A 23614-nucleotide genomic window follows, 5' to 3' on the forward strand; every position below is an offset into this window, starting at 1 on the left:
ACGCGCTGTCCTACAGGAATCTTCCTGCGCGGCAGCGCGCTTTTTTCTTTCTTCAGAACACCAGCTGCACCAGCAGCACATAGCACAGCGTACCGCCCGCGACGCTGAGCAGGGTCTCATGCTTCCACTTGTGCAGGCCCACCGTCACCAGCAGGGCGATGGCCTCCGGAATGCCGCGGCTGCCCGCAAAGGGGGTGACGCTTTTCAGGCAGTAGACGATCAGCATTCCAAAAATGGCTGCGGGCAGCACCCGGCCCAGATACCGCACCACCTCCGGCGGCTGCTGGTCCTTGGAAGAGAACACCACAAAGGGCAGAAAACGGGTGAGCATGGTGGCGGCTGTGCACACCGCAATGGTCAGGTCCATCTGAACGGCGGTCATGCGCCCACCTCCCCGGTCTCTTCTGCGGGACTCTCGGCTTTTTCAATGGGCTTGCGCAGGGCCAGCAGCAGGATCAGGATGCATCCCATGGAGGGCAGCAGAAAGCTGCCGGAACCAAAAACAGCCAGACACACCAGCGGGGCGGCAAGGCCGATCAGGGCGCTGTAGTGCTGCCGGTCCTTTTCCCACTGGTTGAGGAAGATCACCGTGAACATGGCGGTCATCACAAAGTCCACACCCTCGGTGCTGAAGGGCAGCACCGAACCCACCACCGCGCCAAGACCGGCGCTGAACACCCAATAGCACTGATCCAGCAGGGTGATGAAGAACATGAACCAGCCCCTGTCTACCCCTTCCGGCGGCTCGGCCGAGCAGGTGATAGAAAAAGTCTCGTCGCTCATGGCAAAGATCATATAAAAGCTGCGCAGGCCGTAGCCCTTGTAGCGCTCCAGCATGGCAAGGCCGTAGAACAGATGCCGCGCCTGGATCATCAGCGCCATCAAAAAGGCCGAAAGGGGCGAGAACGCGCTCAGCAGCAGGCTTGCCAGCACAAATTCCAGCGAACCGCCGTAGACCACCGTGCCCATGAGCATGGGCATCCACACCGGCAGGCCCAGCGACTGCACATAAATGCCATAGCCCATCCCCAGCACAAAATAGCCCGCCAGCACCGGGATGGTCTGCGGTGCGGCGGCGTGCAGTGCCCGCCATACGGGGCTCTGCCGCCTTGTCAGTTGTTGTCCGGTTGCATATTCCATTGGTCTTCCCTCAAAAAAAAAACAGCATAGGGCCTTTGACTGCAGCCGCAGTGCTGCCGTCAAACCCACTTATTCGATATGTAGATGTATGTATTATTATAGCAGGTTTCACGGCTTTTGCAAGAGCAGCGGCCCCGCTGCCATGGAAACCAGTTTTCCGCATGAAGGCTTTCCTGCCGGCCCTGTTCGGCTCCATGGCGCTGGGTCTGTTCGTCAGCTCGTCCAGCGGCAGCAAGGTGGTCAAGGGCGGCATCAAGGGCGTGCTGCCGGTGCTGGTCATCATGACGGTGCTCTCCCTCGCCGCACGCCTTGCAGGCTACGGCTCCGCGCTGGGCGGCCTTGTGGGCATCTTTATCATCGTGATGCTGCCCATCGGCATCCTGACCTCCTACGTGCTGTGGAAGAAGGGCAAGATCCAGGTAGTGGATAAAGAGAAGAAGTAACGATACATAAAAAACCCTCCCGGCCAGCGACCGGGAGGTTTTTTGCTTATTCTGCGTTCTTTTTGGGCAGATCCAGTTCCGGCATCAGCTCCTCGCTCACGATGGTGAGCATCTCTTCCAGCTTTGCGCAGTCCTCGGGGGAGAAACGCTCGCGGGCGCGCTCCACTACGGTGTGCAGGTAGGAATAGCTGATGTTGTAGTAATCGATATACTTCTGGGTGGGACGCAGGTTGTATTCGCGCCGATCGGTGGTGGACTGGATCTTTTCCACATAGCCTTTTTTCACCAGACTGCCGATCTTATACGCCGCATTGGGGGTGGAGATCTGCATCATGCGGGAAAACTCCGCAATGGTGGGCTCGCCCATGGCCATGATGCCCTCCATGCAGAAAGATTCCACCGTGGTCAGGGTGGCTTCCCGGGTGGCAAAGCGCTGAAAAATGTTCTGGTAAAAGTGCAGCTTGAATTTGGTATATACGTCCTGAAATGCCTGTTCCAGCATGGGTCGTGCGCCTCCGATGGTTCATTTTCTTTCAGTATACCACATTTTGCACGCAGCGCAAAGGGAAATCACAGAGAAGCTGAACAGCCTTTTCAGGCCTGCTTCGTCTTTTTGGTGCGCAGGCGGATCACGTTCAGCACCGCCAGCTCCACCGCAATGGCAATAGCCAGCAGGATCAGCGAGGTGAGCAGGCTGCCGTTGGCACCCAGAAAAGCCTGTGCAATGCCTGTAATGACATAGCACACTGCCGCGCAGGAAGCCGCCGTAATGGCGTAGGGCAGCTGGGTGGACACATGATTCACATGGCTGCAGTGGGCACCGGCGGAGGCCATGATGGTGGTGTCCGAGATGGGGGAGCAGTGGTCGCCGCAGACGGCACCGGACAGGCAGGCCGCAATGGAAATGACCAGCATCTCACCCTCCGGGAAGGCATGGCACACAATGGGGATGAGGATGGAGAAGGTACCCCAGGAGGTGCCGGTGGCAAAGGCAAGGAACACTGCCACAAGGAAGATGATGACCGGCAGCATGTACTGCAGGGCAGAGGCAGAGCCGTTCAGCAGGTTTGCAACGTAATATTTTGCGCCCAGCAGGCCGGTCATGCCGGACAGGGTCCATGCGAGGGAGAGGATCAGCATGGGGCTGACCATGGCCTTGAAGCCCTCGGGGATGCAGGCGGCAAAGTCCTGAAAGGTCATCACGCTGCGCACGCGGTAGAACACAAAGGTGAACAGCAGGGCGATGCTGCTGCCCAGCACAAGGCCGGCAGAAGCGTTGCAGTCCGCAAAGGCGGTAACGAAGTCCACGCCCTCAAAGAAGCCGCCGGTGTAGATCATGCCAAAGATGCAGGCTGCGATCAGCACCAGCACCGGGGCGATCAGGTCCGCCACATGGCCGCAGGTGTCGGTGCCGTCGTCCACATCGTTGCCGTAGGGACGGTCCTCGGTGGTGAACAGGTCGCCGTTTTTCGCGTTGTCCTCGTTGAGCTTCATGGAGCCGAAGTCCGTGCCGGTGAAGATGAGGAACAGGCTCATCACAATGGTGAGCACGGCATAGTAGTTATAAGGAATGGTACGCAGGAACATGGTAAAGCCGTTGATGCCGGAGCCTTCGGGCACGCTGGAAGTGACCGCAGCCGCCCAGCTGGACACGGGTGCAATGATGCACACCGGGGCCGCAGTGGCGTCGATCAGGTAGGCCAGCTTTGCGCGGGACACCTTCTGCCGGTCGGTGACCGGGCGCATGACGGAGCCCACGGTCAGGCAGTTGAAGTAATCGTCCACGAAGATCATCACACCCAGCAGCAGGGTGGAAAACTGCGCACCGGCCCGGGAGTGGATGTGGGTGGAGGCCCAGCGGCCAAAGGCGGCCGAGCCGCCGGCCTTGTTCATCAGGGCCACCAGAATGCCCAGCATCACCAGAAAGATCAGGATGCCCACATTGCTGCTGTCCGAGAGCTTGGCGACCATGCCGCCGTCTTCGTTGAAGAACAGGGTGTTGATGGCCAGTTCCAGATTGCCGTTGGCGTACAGCAGTGCACCGGACGCGATGCCCACCAGCAGGGAGGTGTACACCTCCTTGGTGTTCAGCGCCAGCACAATGGCGATCACCGGCGGCAGCAGCGAAAAGAGGGTGCTGTACACCGCACAGGTATAGGTGGACGGGTCCGCGATCTTGCCGGGCGTTGCCGCTGTGCACCACAGCAGCAGGGCAAACACCAGCAGAGCTGCGAACCATGAAAGGTTCTTGTTTTTCATAACGGATTCCTCTTTTTTCAAATTTCCGGGAATGCATACCCCTCTTTGCGCAGGAAAAACTATCCCCATCGAATGCAAAGGGAGGTGCGCACCGCGCCGGATTATAAAGCGATGTATTTTGAGCTGTTCCGGGCCAGCGTGCAGGCCGCACAGCTTTTGCAGGCCGCGCAGCAGCAGGCCGAAAAACAGCTGCTGGAAGCAGACCTGCCGCCGATCCGATTGGATGAGAAGGAGGACGAGAAGTAAGCCGGCTCCTTCCGTCACGGCGTTGCCGTGCCAGCTTCCTCAGCGAGGACGGAAGGAGTTTTAGCCCTTCTTTGCCTCCGCCTTGGCGGCGAACTTTGCGTCGTTCACCACAAAGCGCTCGTGGGTACCGCCGCCCACGGGGCCTTTTTCGTCGTGCAGGGCCACCTTGAAGGTGAGCTTGCGGCCTTCCACCGCCACCAGCTCGCTCTCGCAGGTCACGGTCATGCCCACGGGGGTGGGGGCGGTGTGCTCCAGCTCGAGCTTGGTGCCCACCGAGCCATTGCCTTCGCCCAGCGCGTCGGCCACGCTCATCCAGCAGGTCTTTTCAGCCAGCGCCACCAGTGCCGGGGTGGCAAACACCTCCAGCGTGCCGCTGCCCATGGTCTTTGCAGTATTGGCTGCGGTGACGAGCACGCTCTGTGCCCCGCGGATACCAGTTTCCAATGTCATATACTTTCCTCTCCTTTTGCGCGCCGTATGGCGCATTTTATTTTTGAACACCTTTATAAGATACCACATTTTGCACCAGAACGCACCCTGTTTTGCGCTTTTTTGTAAATTTCTCTTTTTCTTTTTGCGCAAACGGGCTGTTATGCAGCGGAAAGGGCGGCGTCCCGGCGCGGGGGAAGTCTTTCCTCAAAGGGAGATGCCTTGGCAAAAAGATGTAGTTTGCGGGGACTGCCAAAGGCTCTCCCTTTGGGAGAGCTGGCAAGCCCGACAGGGATTGACTGAGAGGGCGAGGATGCTGACCGTGGGGGTGCAAAGCCTCCAATCTGCACCCTTCTTGCGATTCAAAAATGCAAATTTCCTGCGTTTTAAGGCAGATTTCATCAATTCAGCGCAGATGTCCAAAATCTTTGAAAAAAGCCTTGACAAGGGGCATTCCGCGTGCTACTATGAACACATGAACAGACGTTCATATGAATCTGCTGCGAAAGGAGCTGTCAACATGCCTGAGACAAAAGACCCCGCGCCCGCCCTGCAGCCGGAAGGCCCGGATATGCCGGACGACGAGGTGCTGTACGAGCTGGCCGACCTGTTCCGGGTGTTCGGCGACTCCACCCGCATCAAGATCCTGTATGCACTGCACGACAACGAGCTGTGCGTGCAGGACATTGCAAATGCGGTGGCGCTGAGCCAGTCGGCGGTGAGCCATCAGCTGCGGGTGCTCAAGGATTCCAAGCTCGTGCGGTTCCGGCGCGAGGGCAAAACCGTTTACTACGCACTGGACGATGACCATGTGCGCAGCATCCTCTCCATGGGGATGGATCATATCGAAGAGTGATTCCAAGAAAGGCTGGTATTGACGATGAAGAAGAGCTACAAGATCGAAGTGGACTGCGCAAACTGCGCACAGAAGATGGAGGACGCTGCCAACAAGGTCGCAGGCGTGGCAAGTGCGACCGTCAGCTTCATGACCCAGAAGATGAAGGTGGAGTTTGCCGAGGGTGCAGACCCCCACGACACCATGGTGAATGTTCTGGCCGCCTGCAAGAAGGTGGAGGACGACTGCGAGATCTTTGACATCTAAGTGCATTTTCTCCCTTCAAAATGCCCCGCTCCCCTTCGGGGGAGTTTTTTATAGGGAATGTTTTTTGTGTTGAAAAAACAGACTGTTTTCAACAGTTTCCACCCGGTTTTCAACATCCTTTGCGGAAAACTTGCAAAAGGAACGTGAAAAAGTGCTTTTCCGGCAGAAAAACTGCGTGGAAAGCCCGGGTAAAACCGTGGAATATCCATTTTCATGGGGAAAAATTGTTGAAAAGTCCCCGCCTGCCGCAGCGCAATGCGGCCCATGATCCCCCAAAAAAGGAGAGCTTTACTATGAATAAAAAGCAGAAAAAGAACCTGCAGCGCATCATCGCTGCGGTGGTTCTGGTGCTCATCCTCAAGCTGCTGCCTCAGTTCCCCACACCGGTGGAGCTGGCGCTGTACTGCATCCCGTACCTCGTGGTGGGCTGGGACGTGCTGCGCAAGGCACTGCTTGGCATCAAGAACCGCCAGCCCTTTGACGAGTGCTTCCTGATGGCCGTTGCCACCGTGGGTGCGTTTGCACTGGGCGACTACATGGAGGGCTGCGCCGTCATCATCTTCTACCAGATCGGCGAGCTGTTCCAGAGCGTGGCCGTGGGCAAGAGCCGGCAGAGCATTTCCAGCTTAATGGACATCCGCCCGGACTACGCCAACATTGAGGGCGAGGGCGGCAAACTGGAGCAGGTGGACCCGGACGACGTGGAGATCGGCACCGTGATCGTGGTGCAGCCCGGTGAGCGCGTGCCCATCGACGGCGTGATCGTGGAGGGCGCTTCTGCCCTGAACACCGCCGCCCTGACCGGCGAGAGCCTGCCCCGCGACGTGCAGACCGGCGATGAGGTCATCAGCGGCTGCGTGAACATGACCGGCCTGCTGAAGGTAAAGACCACCAAGGAATTCGGCGAATCCACCGTTTCCAAAATTCTGGACCTTGTGGAAAATTCCAGCATGAAGAAGGCCCGCGCCGAGAACTTCATCACCCGGTTTGCCCGCGTGTACACCCCCGCCGTGTGCTACAGCGCACTGGCTCTGGCCTTTATCCCGCCGGTAGTGCTGCTGCTCATGGGCCAGCCCGCCCGCTTTGGCGACTGGGTCTACCGTGCATTGACCTTCCTGGTCATCAGCTGCCCCTGTGCACTGGTCATCAGCATCCCCCTGAGCTTCTTTGGCGGCATCGGCGGTGCCTCTGCCTGCGGTATTCTGGTCAAGGGTTCCACCTATCTGGAAGAGCTGGCCCGCACCGGCATCGTTGTGTTCGACAAGACCGGCACCCTGACCCAGGGCACCTTTAAAGTGACCGGCATCCACCCCGCAAAGGGCACCACGGAGCAGCAGCTGGTGGAAGCTGCCGCGCTGGCCGAGAGCTGGTCCAAGCACCCCATCTCCCTCAGCATCAAGACCGCTTACGGCAGGGAGATCGATCCGAACCGCGTCACCGACGTGCAGGAGCTGGGCGGCCACGGCGTGACCGCCAAGGTGGACGGCAGGACCGTTGCTGCCGGCAACGCCCGCCTGATGGAAAAGCTGGGCCTGAACGTCCCCGCCGTCAGCGAGACGGGCACCCTTGTACATGTTGCCATTGAGGGCAGGTACGCGGGCTATCTGCTGATCGCCGATGTGGTGAAGCCCCACAGTGCACAGGCCATCCGGGGCCTGAAGGACGCCGGTGTGCGCAAGACCGTCATGCTGACCGGCGACGCCGAGCCCGTGGCAAAGGCCGTTTCCGCAGAGCTGGGTCTGGATGAATACCATGCAGGCCTGCTGCCGGGCGACAAGGTAGACCAGATCGAAACGCTGCTCGCCGCAAAGCGGCCCAAAGAGAACCTCGCCTTTGTGGGCGACGGCATCAACGATGCGCCGGTGCTGTCCCGTGCCGATGTGGGCATCGCCATGGGTGCGCTGGGCTCCGATGCCGCCATTGAGGCCGCAGACGTGGTGCTGATGGACGACGACCCGGCCAAGATCGCACTGGCCATGCGCATCGCCCGCCGCACCCTGCGCATCGTGTACCAGAACATCGTGTTTGCACTGGCCATCAAGTTCGCCTGCCTTGTGCTGGGCGCGATCGGCATGGCCAGCATGTGGACCGCCATTTTTGCCGATGTGGGCGTGATGGTGCTGGCCGTGCTCAACGCCACCCGTGCCCTGTACACTAGGGACCTTGCCCGGAAAAACGAACCGTAAGGCCCATCCTGTTTCATAGCGGATCTGCCGTGCATCCTGCAAAGGATCCACGGCATTTTTTTATCCGGCGCAAGGTGTCCCCCCATCCGTTTTGCCGCCGCCGCAGCTGCATGATGGCTGCGCGCGCTGCGCTGTGAGAGACGCAGGATGCCGGCTTTCATGCACCAAAATCCCGCTCCATGGCTGGAACTTCCGCAATTCCAATTTCTTCCGGAAATGATTGCCCTTTCGCCGAGAACGTGGTAAAATGAAAGTCTGACACTCAAAAAATGCACATTTTTATCAGGGTGTATCTGAAGCATCAAAAATTCAGTCTATTTCTACATAAAGGGGCCGTTTGGGGCAGCGTTTTCGGAAGAGCAGGTGTTTTGTGCTCGGTTGGAAGCGTTTTCGTAAGCAGAGTGCACCGAATGGATATGGGCAAAAAGGCCGTTCCGGCAGTGTGCACTGCTTATGAAAACGGTTCCCCGTTCAAAACAAGAGGAAGGATGGAAATATGAAGCTGTTTTCCTACCTGTCTGTGGCGGTGCTGCTTCTAAGCAGTCTCGCACTTGCAGCGTACTCTCCGGATCTGCTCTCGGCGCTGATCGTTGGTCTTATGTGCATCATTGCACTGGCCGGGTGCATTCACGGCCTTTTACCGACCATCTCCATTACGGGCGGTCTGCTGAACGGCCAAAAAAAGCATCCGCAAGGCGTCTGAGACCGAAGGCAGCTCCGCATGGGTCGCGGCCCTGCAGATCGAACGCTTTTTTCAGCAGAAGACGCTGGACGGACTGTTTGAGGATTATCGCGAAAAAGTGCAGCATCAGCGTGAGACCGGGCAGATCGTCAGCGATCTTGACGAAGTGCTCAATGAAGATGTGCTGGCGCTGCACACATGGAAAGGGGTCATCGCGCAGCTGCCCGGCACCCTGACCGGTCTGGGCATCCTTGGCACCTTCGTGGGTCTGCTGCTGGGCCTGCGGGGCATCAGCTTCGTCACGGTGGAAGCCGCGCTGGGCAGCGTGCAGTCCATTCTGGCCGGCATCAACACGGCATTCTATACCTCTATTGCAGGCGTGATCCTGTCGATCCTCTTCAACATCACAAACAACGTCCTGCGCACTATCATGAATCGTGAGACCGGGCTGTTTCTGGAAGAGTTCCACAAGTCGGTCATTCCCACCACCGACGAGCAGGCGCGCTACAGCAGCCGCCGCGAAGTGCGGCAGAGTCCTGGAGCTGCTGGAGCGCCTGCCCAGAAATGCGGGCAACGGCGTTCTGAGCCGCGAGACGGTGCAAAGTGCAGGCCTCAACGAGCGCGTTCTGATGCCGCAGATCCTGGACGGCCTGCGCAAGAACGAGTTCACCTTCTTCCTGCAGCCCCGATATGATCTGAACACCCGCAGGGTGGTCGGTGCCGAAGCACTGGTGCGCTGGAACCACCCGGTGCTGGGCGTGATCTCGCCCGCCGTGTTCATCCCGGTGCTGGAAAACAATGGTTACATCACCAAGCTGGACCAGTACATCTGGGAGGAAGTGTGCAAGACCATCCGGGTGTGGATCGATGCGGGAGTCCGCCCGGTCCCCATCGCGGTCAATGTTACAAAGACGGATATTCTGGCCATCGATGTGGCGGAGTTTTTCTCCGAAATGCTCAAAAAGTACCGTATCCCGCCAAAATATCTGAACATCGATATTGCAAAGTCTGCCTATCTGGAGACCCATGGTGCGCTGAGCGATATGGAAGCACAGCTGCAGCAGATGGGCTTCCGGGTGATATTGGACGGCTTCGACGGCGACTATGTGGAACTGAGCGCACTGGGCGGCTTTGGCACCGACCTGCTCAAGCTGGATCTGCGCAGCGCTGCGCTGCAGAATAAGACCGATGTGCTGCCCGGTATTTTTGCACAGGCCCGCACGCTCCGGCTGAATCTGCTGGCCGAGGGCATTGAAAGCACCGAGCAGCTGAACGTGCTGCGCAAAGCCGGCTGCACCGAAGGGCAGGGATACCTCTTCTCCCGTCCGCTGTCGGTGGATGAATTTGTCAGGATCCTGAAAGTGGGGCACTCCGGATGAAAACGAGAAAACGCAGACAGGATCCGGATGCAGAATACAATTTCTGGCAGCCGGCAACCGATATGATGAGCGCTCTTGTGTATGTGCTGCTTCTGATCATTGCACTGCTGGGCCTTTATCTTCTGAGCGATTATACCGGCCTCGAAGAGCCCTCCTCTTCCAGTGAGGAGGCCGCGTCCAGCGGCTGGCATGACGATGACTACGACGGCTGGCACGATGGCGGTGCCGATGATGACCCCGGCGATGGCGACGGCGATGGACGATACGATCAGCAGATGATCCAGACCGGCGGCGGTGGCGGCGGCTACGACGAGGACGGCGTTAAGGCCGCCGTGTTTGCCGAGCTGATCGATGAAGAGACCGAGCGGCGCATTCAGGAAGCCGGTGTGCGCTTTGAGCTGTACCGCACGGATACGGCCCATCTGATAAACGGCAGCCTGCAGACCCTGAATACCTACTACCCGGAAAAGATCAGCTACCGGGAGTATGAGACCACCGGGGAAGGCACCTTCTATCTGCCGGAAAAGATCTGGCAGGGCAGCTACTACTTCCGTCAGCTCAGTGAGCCGGAAGGATACGATGCGGCAGCGGACACCTACTACGATGTGGACCGCATGTACGACTGGCCGGAGCCCTACATCGTGCAGATCCGGGTGGCTCCCTGCAAAAACATCATCCGGCTGCAGATGAACGATGCCGAAACACAGCAGCCTGTAGGCGGCGGCACCTTCCGGGTGATCGCAGCCGAAGATATCATCACAAAGGATGGCACGGTGCGCTATACGCAGGGCCAGCAGGTGGATACCATCACCTGTGACGAAACCGGCTACGGCGAAAGTGTGGAATTGTATCTTGGCAAGTACACAGTGCAGCAGCAGTCGTCCCCCAACTACTACACCACCATGCAGCAGGATCTGGATGCAGACGTGGAAAAGAAGAACGGCAGCGACCCGGAGCTGCACAAGATCGATACCGAAAAGACAAAGATCATTCTGAACGTCACGGACGAGCTTACCTCCTCTGCTCTGAAGGGTGCAGTCTTTACGGTAACCAACCGGCACACCGGCACCACCCAGACGGTGGCGACCGATGGGGCGGGCCAGATCCGTCTGACTGATCTGGATAAGAGCACGACCTATCTTATCCGCGAACAGCAGGCACCGGAAAATTACCGTCCGGATGACACGGATCACACGGTGATCATCGCTGCGGACGGCCGCATTGACGGTGCAGGCAGCACAACGCTGGACATCACCAACCGGCTCCTGCGGGTATCCATCTCTGCCGTGGATACGGTGCTGCGCAGCAATACGGAGGGCGAACAGCTCTCCCTGTACAACGAGCAGGATCAGCTGATCCGGAGCTGGACGTCCAGCGATTCCGGCCAGCTGTTCACCGATCTGACCGAGGGCAGCTACTATGTGGTACGCGGCAAGGCAGATCCCGCAAATGCCCGGAAATATCCCTTCACTGTACAGGATACGGCAAGTACGCAGAACTGGACCGTGCCGGTGTTTACGCTGCGCAGTGCGGTGGCTCTGGCCGTTCTGGCTGTGGTCGCCGCCGGTGTGGTCTGGCTGCTGGTGTTCCTGTGGGGCATCCTTGCACGCCGCCGCAAGGCGCGGAAAGCTGCTGCAGCTCAGGACGAGACCCTCGACCAGAGCGAAAATAAATCGTAAAGGTGGTGAGAAACAATGGACAATGACGAGATCCGCATCAGCGACCTGCTGTACACCGTCTTCAAGCACCGGAAGACGATCCTTGTGCTGGGCCTGCTGGGCTTTTTCTGCGGATTCGTGTTCAGCGGCGTCTCCTTTCTGCGGAACAGCCGTACCAACTACGCGGTCAATTGTTCCGTTGCGATCACCTCCCAACCCTCTGCAGACGGCGTTGTATACAATAATTCTGATTATCTGAGTTCAAACACCTTTTATCAGACCCTGGATATGATGGACGCCGCGACCTTTGTGATGAAGAGCGAGCGCACCCTGCAGGCTGCCATTGATCGTGCGGGCCTTGTATCGGTCACAACACAGGATGTTTCTCAGAATCTGCAGGTGAACCGCTACAATGAGACGCAGGTGCTGCTGCTTACTTTGACCTGGAACAATGCCGAGGCCGGCGTCCAGCTGATGAATGCGCTGGTGGATGCCATCAAGGAGATCCTGCCGGAAACGCTGATGATGGGCTCTGTGGCCATGATCGATGCTCCGGAAGCAGCTTCTACAACGGGCGGCGGTGCCGGCCAGTATGTCCGCCTGTGGGTGATCTTCTGTGTGCTGGGTCTGGCCGCCGGTGCGGGTCTGGCGGTGCTGGAGTTTTTCCTGCGGCCCACCCTGCTGAATGTAAAGGACGTGGAGGACGTCCTGAAGCTCGAAACCTTAGGCAGCATCCCCAAGGACAACAGCTACTTCCAGAAGAACATGCAGCTGTTGAGCGAAACGCACCGTGCAGATGCCGATGCCGTGCAGAACTTTGCTTCGGCCGCGCATATCCTGATCAACCGGTTCGGCACCACGGCAGAGCCGCACTGGTTCTATGTGACCTCGGCTGAGGATGGAGAAGGCAAGAGCACGGTGGCGGCCAATCTGGCCCTGCAGCTGTCCGATATGGAAAAGCGCACCCTGCTGCTGGATCTGAACACCCGTGCTCCCCGCCTGGGCGGAATGTTTTTGCAGGATCTGCCGTACAGCCGGACGCTGAATGCCCTGTACAAAGGCGAATCTGCCGAGCCGGAAGCGGTTATCTCGCTGACCGGCTATCTGGACCTTCTGCCGATGGTTCTGGAACCCGATGCGGTGCCGCTGGATGCCGCCCTGTTCGACTTTTTGAAACCGATCATGGAGCCCTACGAATATGTCATCATTGATGCTTCCTCGGTGGGACGTTCCTCGGATGTGCTGCGCCTGAACAAGCTGGCAGACCATGCGCTGTTCGTTGTGCGTCACGATGCCACCCCGCTGTCTGTCATACAGGATGCCATTGAAAAGCTGAGCAAGTCCGGTGTGCAGCTGCTGGGCTGTGTGGTCAACGAAGTGCAGTCGCTGGAAATCTTTCCGCTCCATCCGGAGCACGTCGCAGCTCCTATCCGGAAGAAAAAGAAGAAACCGGAGAATGCCGACAGCCCGCTGCCGGAGGACCTGCTCCGTCCGGCAGATTCCGCGCTGGAGCCGACATGGAAACCGGCAGGAGATGGCCGAAGCGTGATGGACGAACTGACCGATGATCTGCAGCGCAGCCAGAATACCCGGAGCGATGATGAGATCATGTGGGAGCTGCTCCGCATGGGAAAAGACGGCAGCTGGAAGCGGCCTGAGCGGAAGCCGACAGCGGACAGCAGCACTGCCCAGCAGCCGCAGTCCGTTCCGGATGCACCGCCGGCTTCGGGGTCAGCTCTGACCCCCCAGCCTGTGCCGGAAACGCCGGCTGCACCCGTGCCAGCGGAGAAGCCAAAGACCGTACCGGAAGCACCGCCTGCGCCCGCGCCGGCAAAGAAGCCGAAACCCGTACAGCCGGAGCCCGAAGCGGAGTCCAAGGCCGGTCTGCTTCCATGGACCGAGCCGGAACCCGAACCAAAGCCAGAGAAGAAGCGCAGCCGTACACCGAAGCCGGCTGCAGCGCCCAAGCACGGCAAAGCATCCAGCCGCGGCGGACTGGGGCTCTGGGGCAAAAAACCGAAGCACTGAGAACCGAAAAGAGACAAAAAGCCCACAGGTCAGATGGATTTCCGGCCTGTGGGCTTTTTTATATTCATGCAGGTTCTGTTCCGGTTTAGCGGCAGACCGGGTCTGCAGCATCGTAAAGGGCCTGCGCCATGCGGCTGGCATCCTCCGGGGTCATCAGATCCTGCACCACGTTGCGGACGGCAGTGCCTACTGCAAATTCGTATTTCGGGATGGAGAACCGCTCCGGGGTCTGGTTTATCACCCCGCGCTGTCCCAATCCAAAGCTCTTTTTGGAAGTGTTCATCCACGGGAAGATATGGGAAACGTTCTGGTTCGATTTGACCCGGAGCTGTTTATGGACCGCTATTCCCTCACCGGCGAGGACCGCAGGCTGATCCGCAACGAGGTGTTCCGCTCGGTGGAGTGGACCATGCTGGACCGGGGCGTGATCGACGAGGAGATCGCAGAGCAGCGCATTCTGCCCCGCCTGCCGGAGCGTCTGCACGATGCAGCCCGCGGGCTGATCGAAACGTGGGATGACCCCATCGTGCCGGTAGAGGGAATGCTGGAGCTTTTGCAGGCCCTGAAAGCAACGGGCTACCGTCTCTATCTGCTTTCCAACGCTGCCACCCGCCAGCCCATCTACTGGGCACGGGCAGAGGCCAGCAAGCTGATGGACGGTGCCCTGATCTCCGCAGAGGTCAAGCTGCTGAAGCCCGACCCGCAGATCTACCGCGCCTTCCTGCACAAGTTCGCCCTTCGCCCGGAGAAATGCGTCTTTATTGACGATACGCCCATCAACGTGGAGGGCGCACTCTACGAAAATATGGCAGGCATCGTGTTCAACATGGATGTTGCTGCCCTTGCCGAGAGCCTGCACGCTCTGGGCGTGGAATGGTAAGGTTTTGATTGGAGAAATGCTTATGATGATCTGGATCGGTTTGATGCTTTTGATTTGTGCCGGATTCTCCGCTTATGCGGGGGCATCCCAGTTGGAACAGGCAAAACAGCGTGCAAAGTGTTCTCTGGACGCTTTCACGGAACGAAGAAACGGGGTAAGCTGCATCTGTCTGGCGATCCTGTTCGTGATCCTTGGAATCAGCATCAACCTGTGACAGTGCATTTCTCCTGAACCTTTTCGCTTCTTCCAAAGCCTGTCTGATGGATTTGTTATGGCTCCCCATCGCTGCAGCAGTCCACAGGCGGTTTTGAAAGATAAATCTCCTTCATTTTCATTTTCTGCTTAACGGCAGCAACAAGAGCGGAGCCTTGCAAAAGGCTCCGCTCTTGTTGCTGCGGCATAGCACTCCTGCAATCATCACGCTTCCGTGATGGCTACACCCTCCTACGATGCAGGCAAGGGTTTGGGATTTCCCAACAAGCCCTGCTTGCTGCGAATGCGAACGCCTTTTTGAATTGCAAAATGATTTTTCAGTTGCTATACTGGGCTTATCAAAGTTTTTTCGGGAGGATGCCGCAATGACCGCACAGACAATGCAAATCGGGAACAGACCTTGCCGCATTTACGGCGAAGCTCATGCAGAATACCTGCTGCTCCAAATGACCGGCGAACACGAGCTGCAGAGCATAGACCATGAAGTGACAGTGACTGCGCAGAGCGGCCGAAATTTTCTGTTTGCGGCCGTGCCCGTGGAAAGCTGGAACGATGCACTTTCTCCATGGGAAGCCCCTGCCGTGTGGGGAAAGCAGGGTTTCGGTGGCAATGCTGCGGACACCCTGCGCTTTCTGACAGAACAGGTCATCCCCACGCTGAAACAACAGTTTGAACTCTCGGAGAACATCAAAATCATTCTGGGCGGCTACTCGCTGGCGGGATTGTTTGCTTTGTGGGCCTCCACCCAGATAAATCTGTTCTACGGTGTCGCCGCTGCATCTCCCTCGGTGTGGTTCCCGGGCTGGATGGAGTTTGAACAGCGGCACCCGATACAGGCACAGCACATTTATCTGAGCCTTGGTGACAAGGAAGAGCACACGAAAAACGCCGTCATGGCTGCGGTGGGCAATAACATCCGCACCCTGCACAGTCGGCTTGCAGAGCGCGGCGCAGACTGCACCCTTGAATGGAACAGCGGCGGGCACTTCAAAGACGCCGACCTGCGCACCGCGAAAGCATTTCGGTGGGTGATGGCGGAACACGCATGACCATTTTGATCGATACCGATTCTCCCGCGGGCTAAGCAACAGCCCGCAGGGCTGGTTGCTTGCGGTCTGCGGGCCGCCGCCCTGTTCTCATCCTCACCATCTAGCCGCAAAAAAGGCACCAGCCTGAGCTGATGCCTTTTGTTGGCGGAGATTTTCTTCTTTGAAATACCAAACGAACATTGCCGGCATATCCAAGATACGTTTTACCCGCCCTGCAATTTCCCTTATAATAGCACCGCAGTCTTGAAACAGCTGCAATATTCCCATATCACAAAGGAGGCTTTCCGGTATGGGACAACGGCAAAGTGAGATCATCAAAAATCACATGGAAGTCTACTGGCACGACTATGCGTCGGCCAGCAAGGGCGTCCCCATTACCGAGGCGGGGCTTGTGGAAAAAGCCTCCGTCATTGGACGCACCGGGCTGATGCTGCTGGAATGCGGCACCGGCGCATGGCGTGTCCGAAGCTCCATGAACACCCTTTCGCGGGAGCTGGGAGTCACAACAACAGCGGACATCGGCCTGTTGTCCATTGAGTTCACCTGCTTTGACGGTGACCAGTGTTATACCCAGTCACTCTGTCTGACAAATACGGGCGTGAATACCTCCCGACTGAACCGACTGGAGCATTTCGTCAACGACTTCGACCGGGAAGGAAAATTTATGACCGGCGAAGAACTGCACAGCCACCTCGATGAGATCGAGCGCATCCACGGCTTGTATTCGCCCATCGCACTGGGCTTTGCAGCTGCACTGGCCTGCAGCTGCTTCACCTTTCTGCTGGGCGGCGGCATTGTGGAAATGCTGTGTGCCTTCTGCGGTGCAGGCATCGGCAACTTTGTACGGTGCAAGCTGACAAAACACCATTTCACCCTGTTTCTGGGCATTACGGCGTCGGTCTGTTCAGCAAGCCTCGTATATGCCATCCTGCTGAAGCTGGCAGAGGTGCTGTTTGCCGTATCGGCGCAGCACGAGGCGGGGTATATCTGCTCCATGCTCTTCATCATTCCGGGCTTTCCGTTCATTACCAGCGGCATCGACCTTGCCAAGCTGGATATGCGCTCCGGGCTGGAACGTCTGGCCTACGCCGTCCTCATCATTCTGGTGGCAACCATGACGGCTTGGATCATGGCACTGCTGCTGCATTTGCAGCCGGTGCAGTTCCCTGCCCTGAGCCTGACACTCCCGGAAGAGATCGTGTTCCGGCTGCTGGCAAGTTTTGGCGGTGTGTTCGGCTTTTCGCTCATGTTCAACAGTCCCCGGAACCTGGCAGTCTGCGCTGCCCTTATCGGTGCGGTAACGAACACGTTCCGGCTGGAGCTGGTGAGCCTTGCGGGCTTTCCGCCCGCTGTTGCAGCGTTTCTGGGCGCACTGCTGTCCGGATTGCTGGCCTCCTGCCTGAAGAGCGCCGCCGGTTATCCCCGCATCTCCGTCACCGTGCCGTCCATCGTTATCATGGTACCGGGACTGTATTTCTACCGTGCCATCTATAATCTGGGCATCCTGTCTCTGATGGACTCCGCCACATGGTTTGCAGATGCCATTCTCATCATCGTGGCACTGCCGTTAGGGCTGATCTTCGCCCGTATTGTCACTGACAAGACTTTCCGTTATTGCACCTGATGTGCAGCATTTCCATTCTCCCTTATAAGGCAAAACGCAGCGAATCTTTTAACGGTTCGCTGCGTTTTGTTTTGCTGTGATGCACTTATAAAGGGAGTTCGTTTACAGGGCGTTTACTCGCCGTAAACGATCTTGGTAGCAGTTTCCACATGGCGTTCCAGCCGGTCGGCAAAGTGTTCCAGCGGCAGAAAAACGCCAAGTTCATCATAGCGGGTTCCGCCGTCCTTGAGCGTATCCTGTCCATAGTAGACCACGGAACGGGGCAGTGCGTGCTGCAGCTTCATCTGGATATCCCAGACGGTGGAGTAGGCCTCCGCTTCCGTTACCTTCTGCTTCACGGTGTCCGGCAGTTCGTAGATCAGCAGCAGCCCCAAATGCTGGTTGTAGTGGTACTCCACCACATCCATCGAGCCTTCGTCGTAGCTGTGATACTTGCAGTAGCCGCTGGCAAGGTACATTTTTACCTTTTCCTGCTTCTGGAACACCCGGATGAACCGGTCGTATACTTTGCTGCTCACGGCAAATTTGTTGTTCGGCAAAAGAACGCCGGCATCATCCGTCAGGATCACCGGGTTCGGCTGACCATCGGCGTTGAATTTGAACGGGATCAGGGCAGCGTTCCGTAGCAGGTCAAACATACTGTGCTGGCAGATCGCCATCAGAAAGGCAGACAGATCCTTGTTCTCGTAGGCATTGAACAGCGCCGCGGCAAACTGCTGTGCACTCACGGTCGGCGCATCCAGTACGTCTGCCATGTCCAGCGAGTCGTTGAAGGTATCCATCAGGCGGTGGCAGGCTTCTGGATTTTTCAGGATCTCCCCGAACAGTGCCTCTGCCTTTTCTTCTCTTGGAAATATCGTTGCCATCAAAAAGACCCTCTTTCTGTTTATTTCCAACTACCTATTATAGATTCATAATGCCCCGCTGTGAAATACTGCTTTCATATTGCTGCTATATGCAGAACACTTTTTACACAACCTCATCAATGCAGGGGTCTGGTCGCCGTACTCTCTGTATCGTGAGGACATCGCCACCTTTGCCGCCGGCGGCGACTACAAGCAGAGCGATGCCACCGGTTTCATCAGCATCTATGGTCTGCCCACCAAGGTGCAGGCTATCGTAAACAGCGAAAAAGAAGGGGAATGAAGTAGTTTATAGCAGTTTGTGCTTTTAATCTACGCCCACCTCGATTACGCTTCCAAGCTCTCGTCTGCACAGGCTATGATGGAGGGGCTGGGCTATGGCAATGCATCAGCATGATGCCATATGCCCCAAAGACAGGGTGGACGGGCGATGTTCCGGCAAAAAAGAATGGACAGACGAATAAAATTCATCTGTCCATTCGATTTGGCGGAGCATCAGGGAGTCGAACCCTGGCACCGGTCTCCCGGCCTATCGCATTTCGAGTGCGACCTCTTACGACCACTTGAGTAATGCTCCAGATATTAAATTCTTAGAATGCACCGTGCATTCCGGGAAAACTTTGGAGAGAATTTCAGGAGAGAACGACCGAAAATCGTTCACTCTCGAAGTCGGAAAACCCGCATGAAACCTAGCAAAACCGGAAACCCACTTCCAAAAAGCCAGTTAGATTTCGAGTCGTTCTCGTTACGACCACTTCGATACATCTCCACGATAAACCTTATATAGTATAGCAAAAAAGCCTGTTGGCGTCAACACTTTTTCGCGTTCCAAGCTCCGGGTCTGCTGTGCGGCAGACCCGGAGCTTTTTGCACTTTTGAGCGGAACATGGAAAAATTTGCGAAAAGGGACTGGTATTTTTGCGGGTTTTGAGTATAATAGAGGAGATATAGATGATATAGTTCAAATTTGAAGTAAAAAGGAGAATCACATCCATGGCACAGTCAAAACAGGACATGGGCAGTGGGAACGTCCGCAGCCTGATGCTGCAGCTCATGATCCCTGCGGTGGTAGCGCAGGTCGTGAACCTGTTGTACAACATCGTGGACCGAATTTACATCGGCCATATCGCGGGCATCGGTGCGGCAGCGCTGACCGGCGTGGGCCTGTTCACTCCCATCCTGATGCTGCTGAATGCATTCGCCATGCTGGTGGGCGCAGGCGGTGCGCCCCGCACCGCCATTGCTCTGGGGCAGGGCGACAGGGAACAGGCAGAAAAGATCATCTCCAACAGCTTTACCATGCTGCTGCTCTTTTCGGTGGTGCTGACCATCAGCTTCTATGCCGGGGCGCCGATGCTGCTTCGGCTGTTTGGTGCCAGCGATGCCACCCTGCCGTATGCCCTGAGCTACAGCCGTATCTACCTTCTGGGCTCGGTGTTCGTGCTGCTGGTGCTGGGCATGAACCCCTTCATTACCACGCAGGGCTTTGCCAAAACCAGTATGCTCACCACCGTGATCGGTGCGGTCATCAACATTATCCTTGACCCCATCCTCATCTTCGGGTTCGGGCTTGGCGTGCGGGGCGCGGCCATTGCCACGGTGCTCAGTCAGGCTGTGGGCGCGGTGTGGATCCTGCGCTTCCTCACCGGCGAAAAGACCCTCCTGCGCCTGCGCAGGGACTATCTGCGCCCGGAGCGCAATGTCATCCTGCCGGTGATGGCGCTGGGCATCTCCACCTTTGTGATGCTCTCCACCGAGAGCCTGCTGTCTATCAGTTTCAGCTCCAGTCTGGCGCGGTACGGCGGCGATGTGGCCGTGGGTGCCATGACCGTCATCACCAGTGCATCCCAGCTGTGCACCCTGCCCATTCAGGGCATCTGTCAGGGCGGTCAGCCTGTCATAAGCTTCAACTTCGGCGCAGACAAAAAGCCCCGCGTCAAGGAAGCTTTCCGCTTTCAGCTGACCCTGTGCGGCGTATACACCTGCGTATTCTGGCTTCTGATGATGCTGGTACCCGGCGCGGTGGCCGGTATCTTCACCTCGGACAGTGCGCTGATCTCCTACACCACCTGGGCCATGCGCATTTACATGGCGGGCATTTTTGCCATGGGCTTCCAGATCGCCTGCCAGCAGAGCTTTATGGCGCTGGGGCAGGCCAAGGTAAGCCTGCTGCTGGCCTGCCTGCGCAAGATCATCCTGCTGATCCCGCTCATCTTCATCCTGCCGCACCTGCTGCCGAACCCGGTGTTCGGCGTGTTTCTGGCCGAGCCGGTCAGCGACATTCTGGCCGCCACCATCACCACCATCACCTTCTTTGCCCGGTTCGATAAAATTCTCGACCGCGGTGCAGCAAAGGTTTGATGTCTGCATAAAAATAACGCCTGCCAACTGAAAATGGCAGGCGTTATTTTGGGTTCAGAGCAGGTTACAGTTCTTCGCCGTTCGTTTCAATTACCTTTTTATACCAATAAAAACTGTCTTTTTTATAACGTTTAAAGGTGCCGTTGCCGGAATCGTCTGCGTCTACATATACAAAGCCGTAGCGCTTTGCCATCTCGCCGGTGGAAGCGGACACAAGGTCGATGCAGCCCCAGGGAGTATAGCCCATCAGGTCTACGTCGTCTTCTTCCACGGCTTTCTTCATCTGTTCAATGTGGGCACGCAGATAATCGATGCGGTAGGGGTCGTGGATGGAGCCATCCGCTTCCAGCGTATCAAAAGCTCCCAGGCCGTTTTCAGCAATAAACAAAGGTTTCTGGTAGCGGTCATACAATACGTTCAATGTATAGCGCAGTCCTATCGGATCGATCTGCCAGCCCCAGTCACTGGCGTTCAGATAGGGGTTCTTTACACCCAGCACAAGATTTCCGTTTGTAACTTCTTTCTGTGCAGTTGTGGTGATGCAGTTGGACATATAGTAACTGAATCCGCAAAAATCCACTGTTCCGTTTTGCAGGGCATCGATATCTGCTGCGCTCTGCTCGATCTTTACACCATTCCGGTGCCAGATCCTCTTTGCAAAGGCGGGATAAGAGCCACGCACCATAACATCCCCGCAGTAAAAATTCTGATGCTGCATTGTTTGCTGACATTTCAGTTCATCTTCTGGTGCGCAGGTGAGTGCATAAGAACTGAGGTAGGCCAGCATTCCACCGACTTTATTTTCCGGATCGATACGATGCGCTAACTGTACGGCCTTTGCGCTGGCTACAAGCTGATAATGCAACGCCTGAAAACGCTGCTGCGGATCATCGGTCTGCTGCAAAATCGAACAGGCACCTGCGTTCAAAATTCCCAACGAATTGTAATTTCCAACAGACAGCATTCCGCAGTTGATTTCATTGAATGTGATCCAATAATGTACTTTGCCCTTATAGTGTTCAAACAGTACCGTACAGTAGCGCAGATAGAGTTCGATCATTCGGCGGTCTGCCCAGCCATTATAGTGCTGCGTCAGTGCAAAGGGGAGTTCATAATGGCTGATCGTGACCAGCGGCTCAATACCTGCTGTGCGCAATGCGTCAAATACCGCGTCATAAAATGCAAGCCCTGCTTCATTGGGCTGTGTATCATCTCCATGAGGAAAAATTCTGCTCCAGTTGACGGACATCCGGTATACTTTAAATCCCATTTTTCCCATCAAGGCAATATCTTCCTTATAGTGATGATAAAAGTCGCTGGCTTTATGACTTGGGTAAAACTGCTCCGGCTGCAAGACGGGCGTGATCTGCCGTGGTTGTGCAGCGCTGCCTTTTGTCAGCATGTCCGCAGTGCTGGGGCCTTTGCCATCTTCGTTCCAGCCGCCCTCAAACTGATTGGCTGCTGTGGCACCGCCCCATAAAAAGTCTGATTGAAAGCCCATTGTTACATCTTTTCCTCCACAGGATCCTTATACAGAAACAGCGTGGCCACAAAAGTAACTACTGCACCGATCACAAGGCCGATGATTGCGTTGATGATACTCCACGGATCTTCCGAAATGTACATTACAATGCTGAAAATACCGCCGGCACCTGTAAACGAATGCATGTAAACATGGGTCAGACCCAAGTAGGCGGCACCCACAAAGCTGCCGATGCAAGCTGCGATCATAGGGGTTTTATACCGCAGGTTGATACCATACATGGCAGGCTCGGTGATACCGCCAATGACTGCTGTAAATCCGCTGCTGGCAGCCAGTGACTTCACATCGCTGCGCTTGCTCTTGATGGCTACCGCCAGACAGGAGATGCCCTGATTCAGGTTTGCAACAGTACAAGCAGGAGAATAGAACGGTTCATAGCCAACAGTTGCCATAGCATTGAGCACATACGGGGTAAACGCAGTGTGCATACCGGTCATGACAAGGAACGGACGCAAAACGGCCAGCAGTGCAATCCCAAAGAAGCCCGTCACGCCATAAAGCCAGATCATACCATTTGCCAGCCAGTTGCCGATGATTTTGCCCAGTGGTGCAAAGGCGCAGAATGTAAGCGGGATCATAACCAGCAGGGTGCAAGCGGGCACTGCGATCGTTTTAATAAAGTCGGGTATCCATTTGCGGAAGAACCGTTCCACATAGCTCATAACGAACACGGCCAGGATCGTGCCAATAAAATCGCTCTTATAGCTGGCGGCATAGATTGGTAGCCCAAAAATCGTGAGAGAAGTGCCCTCCGATACGCTGCTGATAAAAGTGGGGTGTACCAGAATTGCGCCAAGGAACATGCCCAGTACCGGCGTTGCCTTGAACTTTTTGGCGGCCATGCCTCCTACAAAGATCGGCAGGAAATAGAATGCTGCGTCCGCCGCAAAATTCAGCACAATATAGGTGGAATTGTCCGACGCCAGCCAGCCGGCCATGTTCAGAAGCATGATAATGATCTTGATCATGCCTGCACCCATCAGCATCGGGATCAGCGGGATGATACAGCCGGATATCGCATCAAAAAAAGCGTTCACATAGGTGCCAAATGTTTTCTTTGCTTTCGGCGCATCAAGATTTTCAGAGACGGACTCCTGTTCTTCCAGCTCTGCTTCCTTACGAATACGGTCATAAACGGTTCCAACATCCTGCCCAATGATCACCTGCAGCTGGTTTCCGGCCCACTGTACGCCTACCGCACCGGGCAGCTTTTCGATCTCCGGCACGTTCACCATTCCTTTATCTTTTACATTAAAGCGCAGCCGCGTGACACAATGTGCAAAAGAGCGGATGTTTTCTTTTCCGCCAACCAGGCCAACAATGCTGCTGACCATCGTATCATATTTGTTTGCCATTTTGTTCTCCTCCTGTTTTTGAAAAACAGTTTTCCAAGTGTTTTTGCTGAAAGATTTATCACAAACCCGTTCGGGGCGCGCTCCCGGTCGGTTCTGTTTCCAAATAAAAACCCCAGCGCACCGCAAAGCGTGTACCGGCTGACCAGATGGACAGACACGGTGCATCTTCTGCGG

At 56.5% G+C, this 23614-nt stretch carries 26 protein-coding genes and 1 tRNA gene; 16 read left to right on the top strand and 11 right to left on the bottom strand.

All coding sequences use genetic code 11. The annotated features are described in order from the left end of the window. Positions 1–52: 52 nt before the first annotated feature. On the bottom strand, positions 53–382 hold the full coding sequence (locus ACKXF7_RS03730) for a branched-chain amino acid transporter permease (RefSeq protein WP_423742181.1): 330 nt from the start codon (positions 380–382) through the stop codon (positions 53–55). Then, positions 379–1140 carry an AzlC family ABC transporter permease gene (locus tag ACKXF7_RS03735; RefSeq protein WP_423742182.1) on the bottom strand — a complete coding sequence of 254 codons (762 nt, stop codon included), beginning with the start codon at positions 1138–1140 and terminating at the stop codon, positions 379–381. The genes ACKXF7_RS03730 and ACKXF7_RS03735 overlap by 4 nt, the downstream gene beginning before the upstream one ends. 161 nt (positions 1141–1301) lie before the next feature. Between ACKXF7_RS03735 and ACKXF7_RS03740 the strand changes: the two genes are divergently transcribed. Continuing rightward, positions 1302–1583, top strand: coding sequence for a hypothetical protein (locus ACKXF7_RS03740; protein WP_423742183.1), 282 nt, complete (start codon positions 1302–1304; stop codon positions 1581–1583). Between the two features lie 46 nt (positions 1584–1629). Here ACKXF7_RS03740 and ACKXF7_RS03745 read toward each other — a convergent pair whose 3' ends face one another. Both ACKXF7_RS03745 and ACKXF7_RS03750 read right to left on the bottom strand, forming a co-directional pair. Continuing rightward, the gene (locus ACKXF7_RS03745) at positions 1630–2085 is read right to left on the bottom strand and encodes a MarR family winged helix-turn-helix transcriptional regulator (protein WP_418265275.1); all 456 of its coding nucleotides are present in this window, start codon (positions 2083–2085) and stop codon (positions 1630–1632) included. 92 nt (positions 2086–2177) lie between these two features. Next, complete coding sequence (locus ACKXF7_RS03750) at positions 2178–3842, bottom strand: Na+/H+ antiporter NhaC family protein (protein WP_423742184.1); 1665 nt, start codon at positions 3840–3842, stop codon at positions 2178–2180. Between the two features lie 111 nt (positions 3843–3953). Here ACKXF7_RS03750 and ACKXF7_RS03755 point away from each other — a divergent pair, with 111 nt between their 5' ends. Further along, positions 3954–4088, top strand: coding sequence for a hypothetical protein (locus ACKXF7_RS03755; RefSeq protein ID WP_256469114.1), 135 nt, complete (start codon positions 3954–3956; stop codon positions 4086–4088). Between the two features lie 60 nt (positions 4089–4148). Here ACKXF7_RS03755 and ACKXF7_RS03760 read toward each other — a convergent pair whose 3' ends face one another. Beyond that, positions 4149–4538: a thioesterase family protein gene (locus tag ACKXF7_RS03760; RefSeq protein ID WP_418265273.1), complete on the bottom strand. Its 390-nt coding sequence runs from the start codon at positions 4536–4538 to the stop codon at positions 4149–4151. Between the two features lie 37 nt (positions 4539–4575). Continuing rightward, complete coding sequence (locus ACKXF7_RS03765) at positions 4576–4773, bottom strand: hypothetical protein (protein ID WP_423742185.1); 198 nt, start codon at positions 4771–4773, stop codon at positions 4576–4578. A gap of 264 nt (positions 4774–5037) precedes the next feature. Between ACKXF7_RS03765 and ACKXF7_RS03770 the strand changes: the two genes are divergently transcribed. From ACKXF7_RS03770 to ACKXF7_RS03805, 8 genes are all read left to right on the top strand, one after another. After that, on the top strand, positions 5038–5373 hold the full coding sequence (locus ACKXF7_RS03770; RefSeq protein ID WP_249237749.1) for an ArsR/SmtB family transcription factor: 336 nt from the start codon (positions 5038–5040) through the stop codon (positions 5371–5373). Between the two features lie 24 nt (positions 5374–5397). Then, on the top strand, positions 5398–5619 hold the full coding sequence (locus ACKXF7_RS03775; RefSeq protein WP_249238732.1) for a cation transporter: 222 nt from the start codon (positions 5398–5400) through the stop codon (positions 5617–5619). 293 nt (positions 5620–5912) lie between these two features. Next, positions 5913–7805, top strand: a complete 1893-nt coding sequence (locus tag ACKXF7_RS03780) for a heavy metal translocating P-type ATPase (RefSeq protein WP_423742186.1) — start codon at positions 5913–5915, stop codon at positions 7803–7805. Between the two features lie 496 nt (positions 7806–8301). Next, entirely contained in the window at positions 8302–8508 is a 207-nt protein-coding gene (locus ACKXF7_RS03785; protein ID WP_423742187.1) for a hypothetical protein, read from the top strand. Between the two features lie 97 nt (positions 8509–8605). Next, a complete protein-coding gene (locus tag ACKXF7_RS03790; protein ID WP_423742188.1) occupies positions 8606–9181 on the top strand; it encodes a MotA/TolQ/ExbB proton channel family protein in 576 nt (191 codons plus the stop codon). Further along, positions 9117–9866, top strand: coding sequence for an EAL domain-containing protein (locus tag ACKXF7_RS03795; protein ID WP_423742189.1), 750 nt, complete (start codon positions 9117–9119; stop codon positions 9864–9866). The genes ACKXF7_RS03790 and ACKXF7_RS03795 overlap by 65 nt, the downstream gene beginning before the upstream one ends. Then, positions 9863–11545: an MSCRAMM family protein gene (locus tag ACKXF7_RS03800; protein WP_423742190.1), complete on the top strand. Its 1683-nt coding sequence runs from the start codon at positions 9863–9865 to the stop codon at positions 11543–11545. The genes ACKXF7_RS03795 and ACKXF7_RS03800 overlap by 4 nt, the downstream gene beginning before the upstream one ends. Before the next feature lie 15 nt (positions 11546–11560). Beyond that, positions 11561–13552 (top strand): hypothetical protein, encoded by a 1992-nt coding sequence (locus ACKXF7_RS03805; protein ID WP_423742191.1) that lies wholly within the window; start codon positions 11561–11563, stop codon positions 13550–13552. An 85-nt stretch (positions 13553–13637) separates the two neighbouring features. On the opposite strand, the gene ACKXF7_RS03810 is transcribed toward ACKXF7_RS03805, so the two are convergent. Beyond that, the gene (locus tag ACKXF7_RS03810; RefSeq protein WP_423742192.1) at positions 13638–13808 is read right to left on the bottom strand and encodes a hypothetical protein; all 171 of its coding nucleotides are present in this window, start codon (positions 13806–13808) and stop codon (positions 13638–13640) included. A gap of 39 nt (positions 13809–13847) precedes the next feature. Here ACKXF7_RS03810 and ACKXF7_RS03815 point away from each other — a divergent pair, with 39 nt between their 5' ends. The 4 genes from ACKXF7_RS03815 to ACKXF7_RS03830 all read left to right on the top strand — a co-directional run bounded on the left by ACKXF7_RS03815 (position 13848) and on the right by ACKXF7_RS03830 (position 17318). Further along, positions 13848–14432, top strand: a complete 585-nt coding sequence (locus ACKXF7_RS03815; protein ID WP_423742193.1) for an HAD family hydrolase — start codon at positions 13848–13850, stop codon at positions 14430–14432. Between the two features lie 22 nt (positions 14433–14454). Continuing rightward, complete coding sequence (locus ACKXF7_RS03820; protein ID WP_423742194.1) at positions 14455–14646, top strand: hypothetical protein; 192 nt, start codon at positions 14455–14457, stop codon at positions 14644–14646. Between the two features lie 379 nt (positions 14647–15025). Further along, positions 15026–15694, top strand: coding sequence for an alpha/beta hydrolase-fold protein (locus ACKXF7_RS03825; RefSeq protein WP_423742606.1), 669 nt, complete (start codon positions 15026–15028; stop codon positions 15692–15694). A gap of 289 nt (positions 15695–15983) precedes the next feature. After that, positions 15984–17318 (top strand): threonine/serine ThrE exporter family protein, encoded by a 1335-nt coding sequence (locus ACKXF7_RS03830; RefSeq protein WP_005942733.1) that lies wholly within the window; start codon positions 15984–15986, stop codon positions 17316–17318. A gap of 113 nt (positions 17319–17431) precedes the next feature. Here the strand turns inward: ACKXF7_RS03830 and ACKXF7_RS03835 are convergent, their stop codons facing one another. Further along, complete coding sequence (locus tag ACKXF7_RS03835; protein ID WP_423742195.1) at positions 17432–18184, bottom strand: DUF4866 domain-containing protein; 753 nt, start codon at positions 18182–18184, stop codon at positions 17432–17434. Positions 18185–18263: 79 nt separating this feature from the next. Here ACKXF7_RS03835 and ACKXF7_RS03840 point away from each other — a divergent pair, with 79 nt between their 5' ends. Continuing rightward, positions 18264–18464 (top strand): hypothetical protein, encoded by a 201-nt coding sequence (locus ACKXF7_RS03840; RefSeq protein WP_339394521.1) that lies wholly within the window; start codon positions 18264–18266, stop codon positions 18462–18464. Positions 18465–18666: 202 nt separating this feature from the next. Here ACKXF7_RS03840 and ACKXF7_RS03845 read toward each other — a convergent pair. Then, positions 18667–18758, bottom strand: a tRNA-Ser gene (locus ACKXF7_RS03845). A gap of 416 nt (positions 18759–19174) precedes the next feature. Here ACKXF7_RS03845 and ACKXF7_RS03850 point away from each other — a divergent pair. Further along, complete coding sequence (locus ACKXF7_RS03850) at positions 19175–20542, top strand: MATE family efflux transporter (RefSeq protein ID WP_423742196.1); 1368 nt, start codon at positions 19175–19177, stop codon at positions 20540–20542. Positions 20543–20606: 64 nt separating this feature from the next. Here the strand turns inward: ACKXF7_RS03850 and ACKXF7_RS03855 are convergent, their stop codons facing one another. Next, a complete protein-coding gene (locus tag ACKXF7_RS03855; RefSeq protein ID WP_423742197.1) occupies positions 20607–22043 on the bottom strand; it encodes a glycoside hydrolase family 1 protein in 1437 nt (478 codons plus the stop codon). 2 nt (positions 22044–22045) lie between these two features. Beyond that, positions 22046–23440: a PTS transporter subunit EIIC gene (locus tag ACKXF7_RS03860; protein WP_423742198.1), complete on the bottom strand. Its 1395-nt coding sequence runs from the start codon at positions 23438–23440 to the stop codon at positions 22046–22048. Positions 23441–23614: the final 174 nt, after the last annotated feature.

The organism is Faecalibacterium sp. 7, assembly GCF_049562865.1.
GTDB lineage: Bacteria > Bacillota > Clostridia > Oscillospirales > Ruminococcaceae > Faecalibacterium > Faecalibacterium wellingii.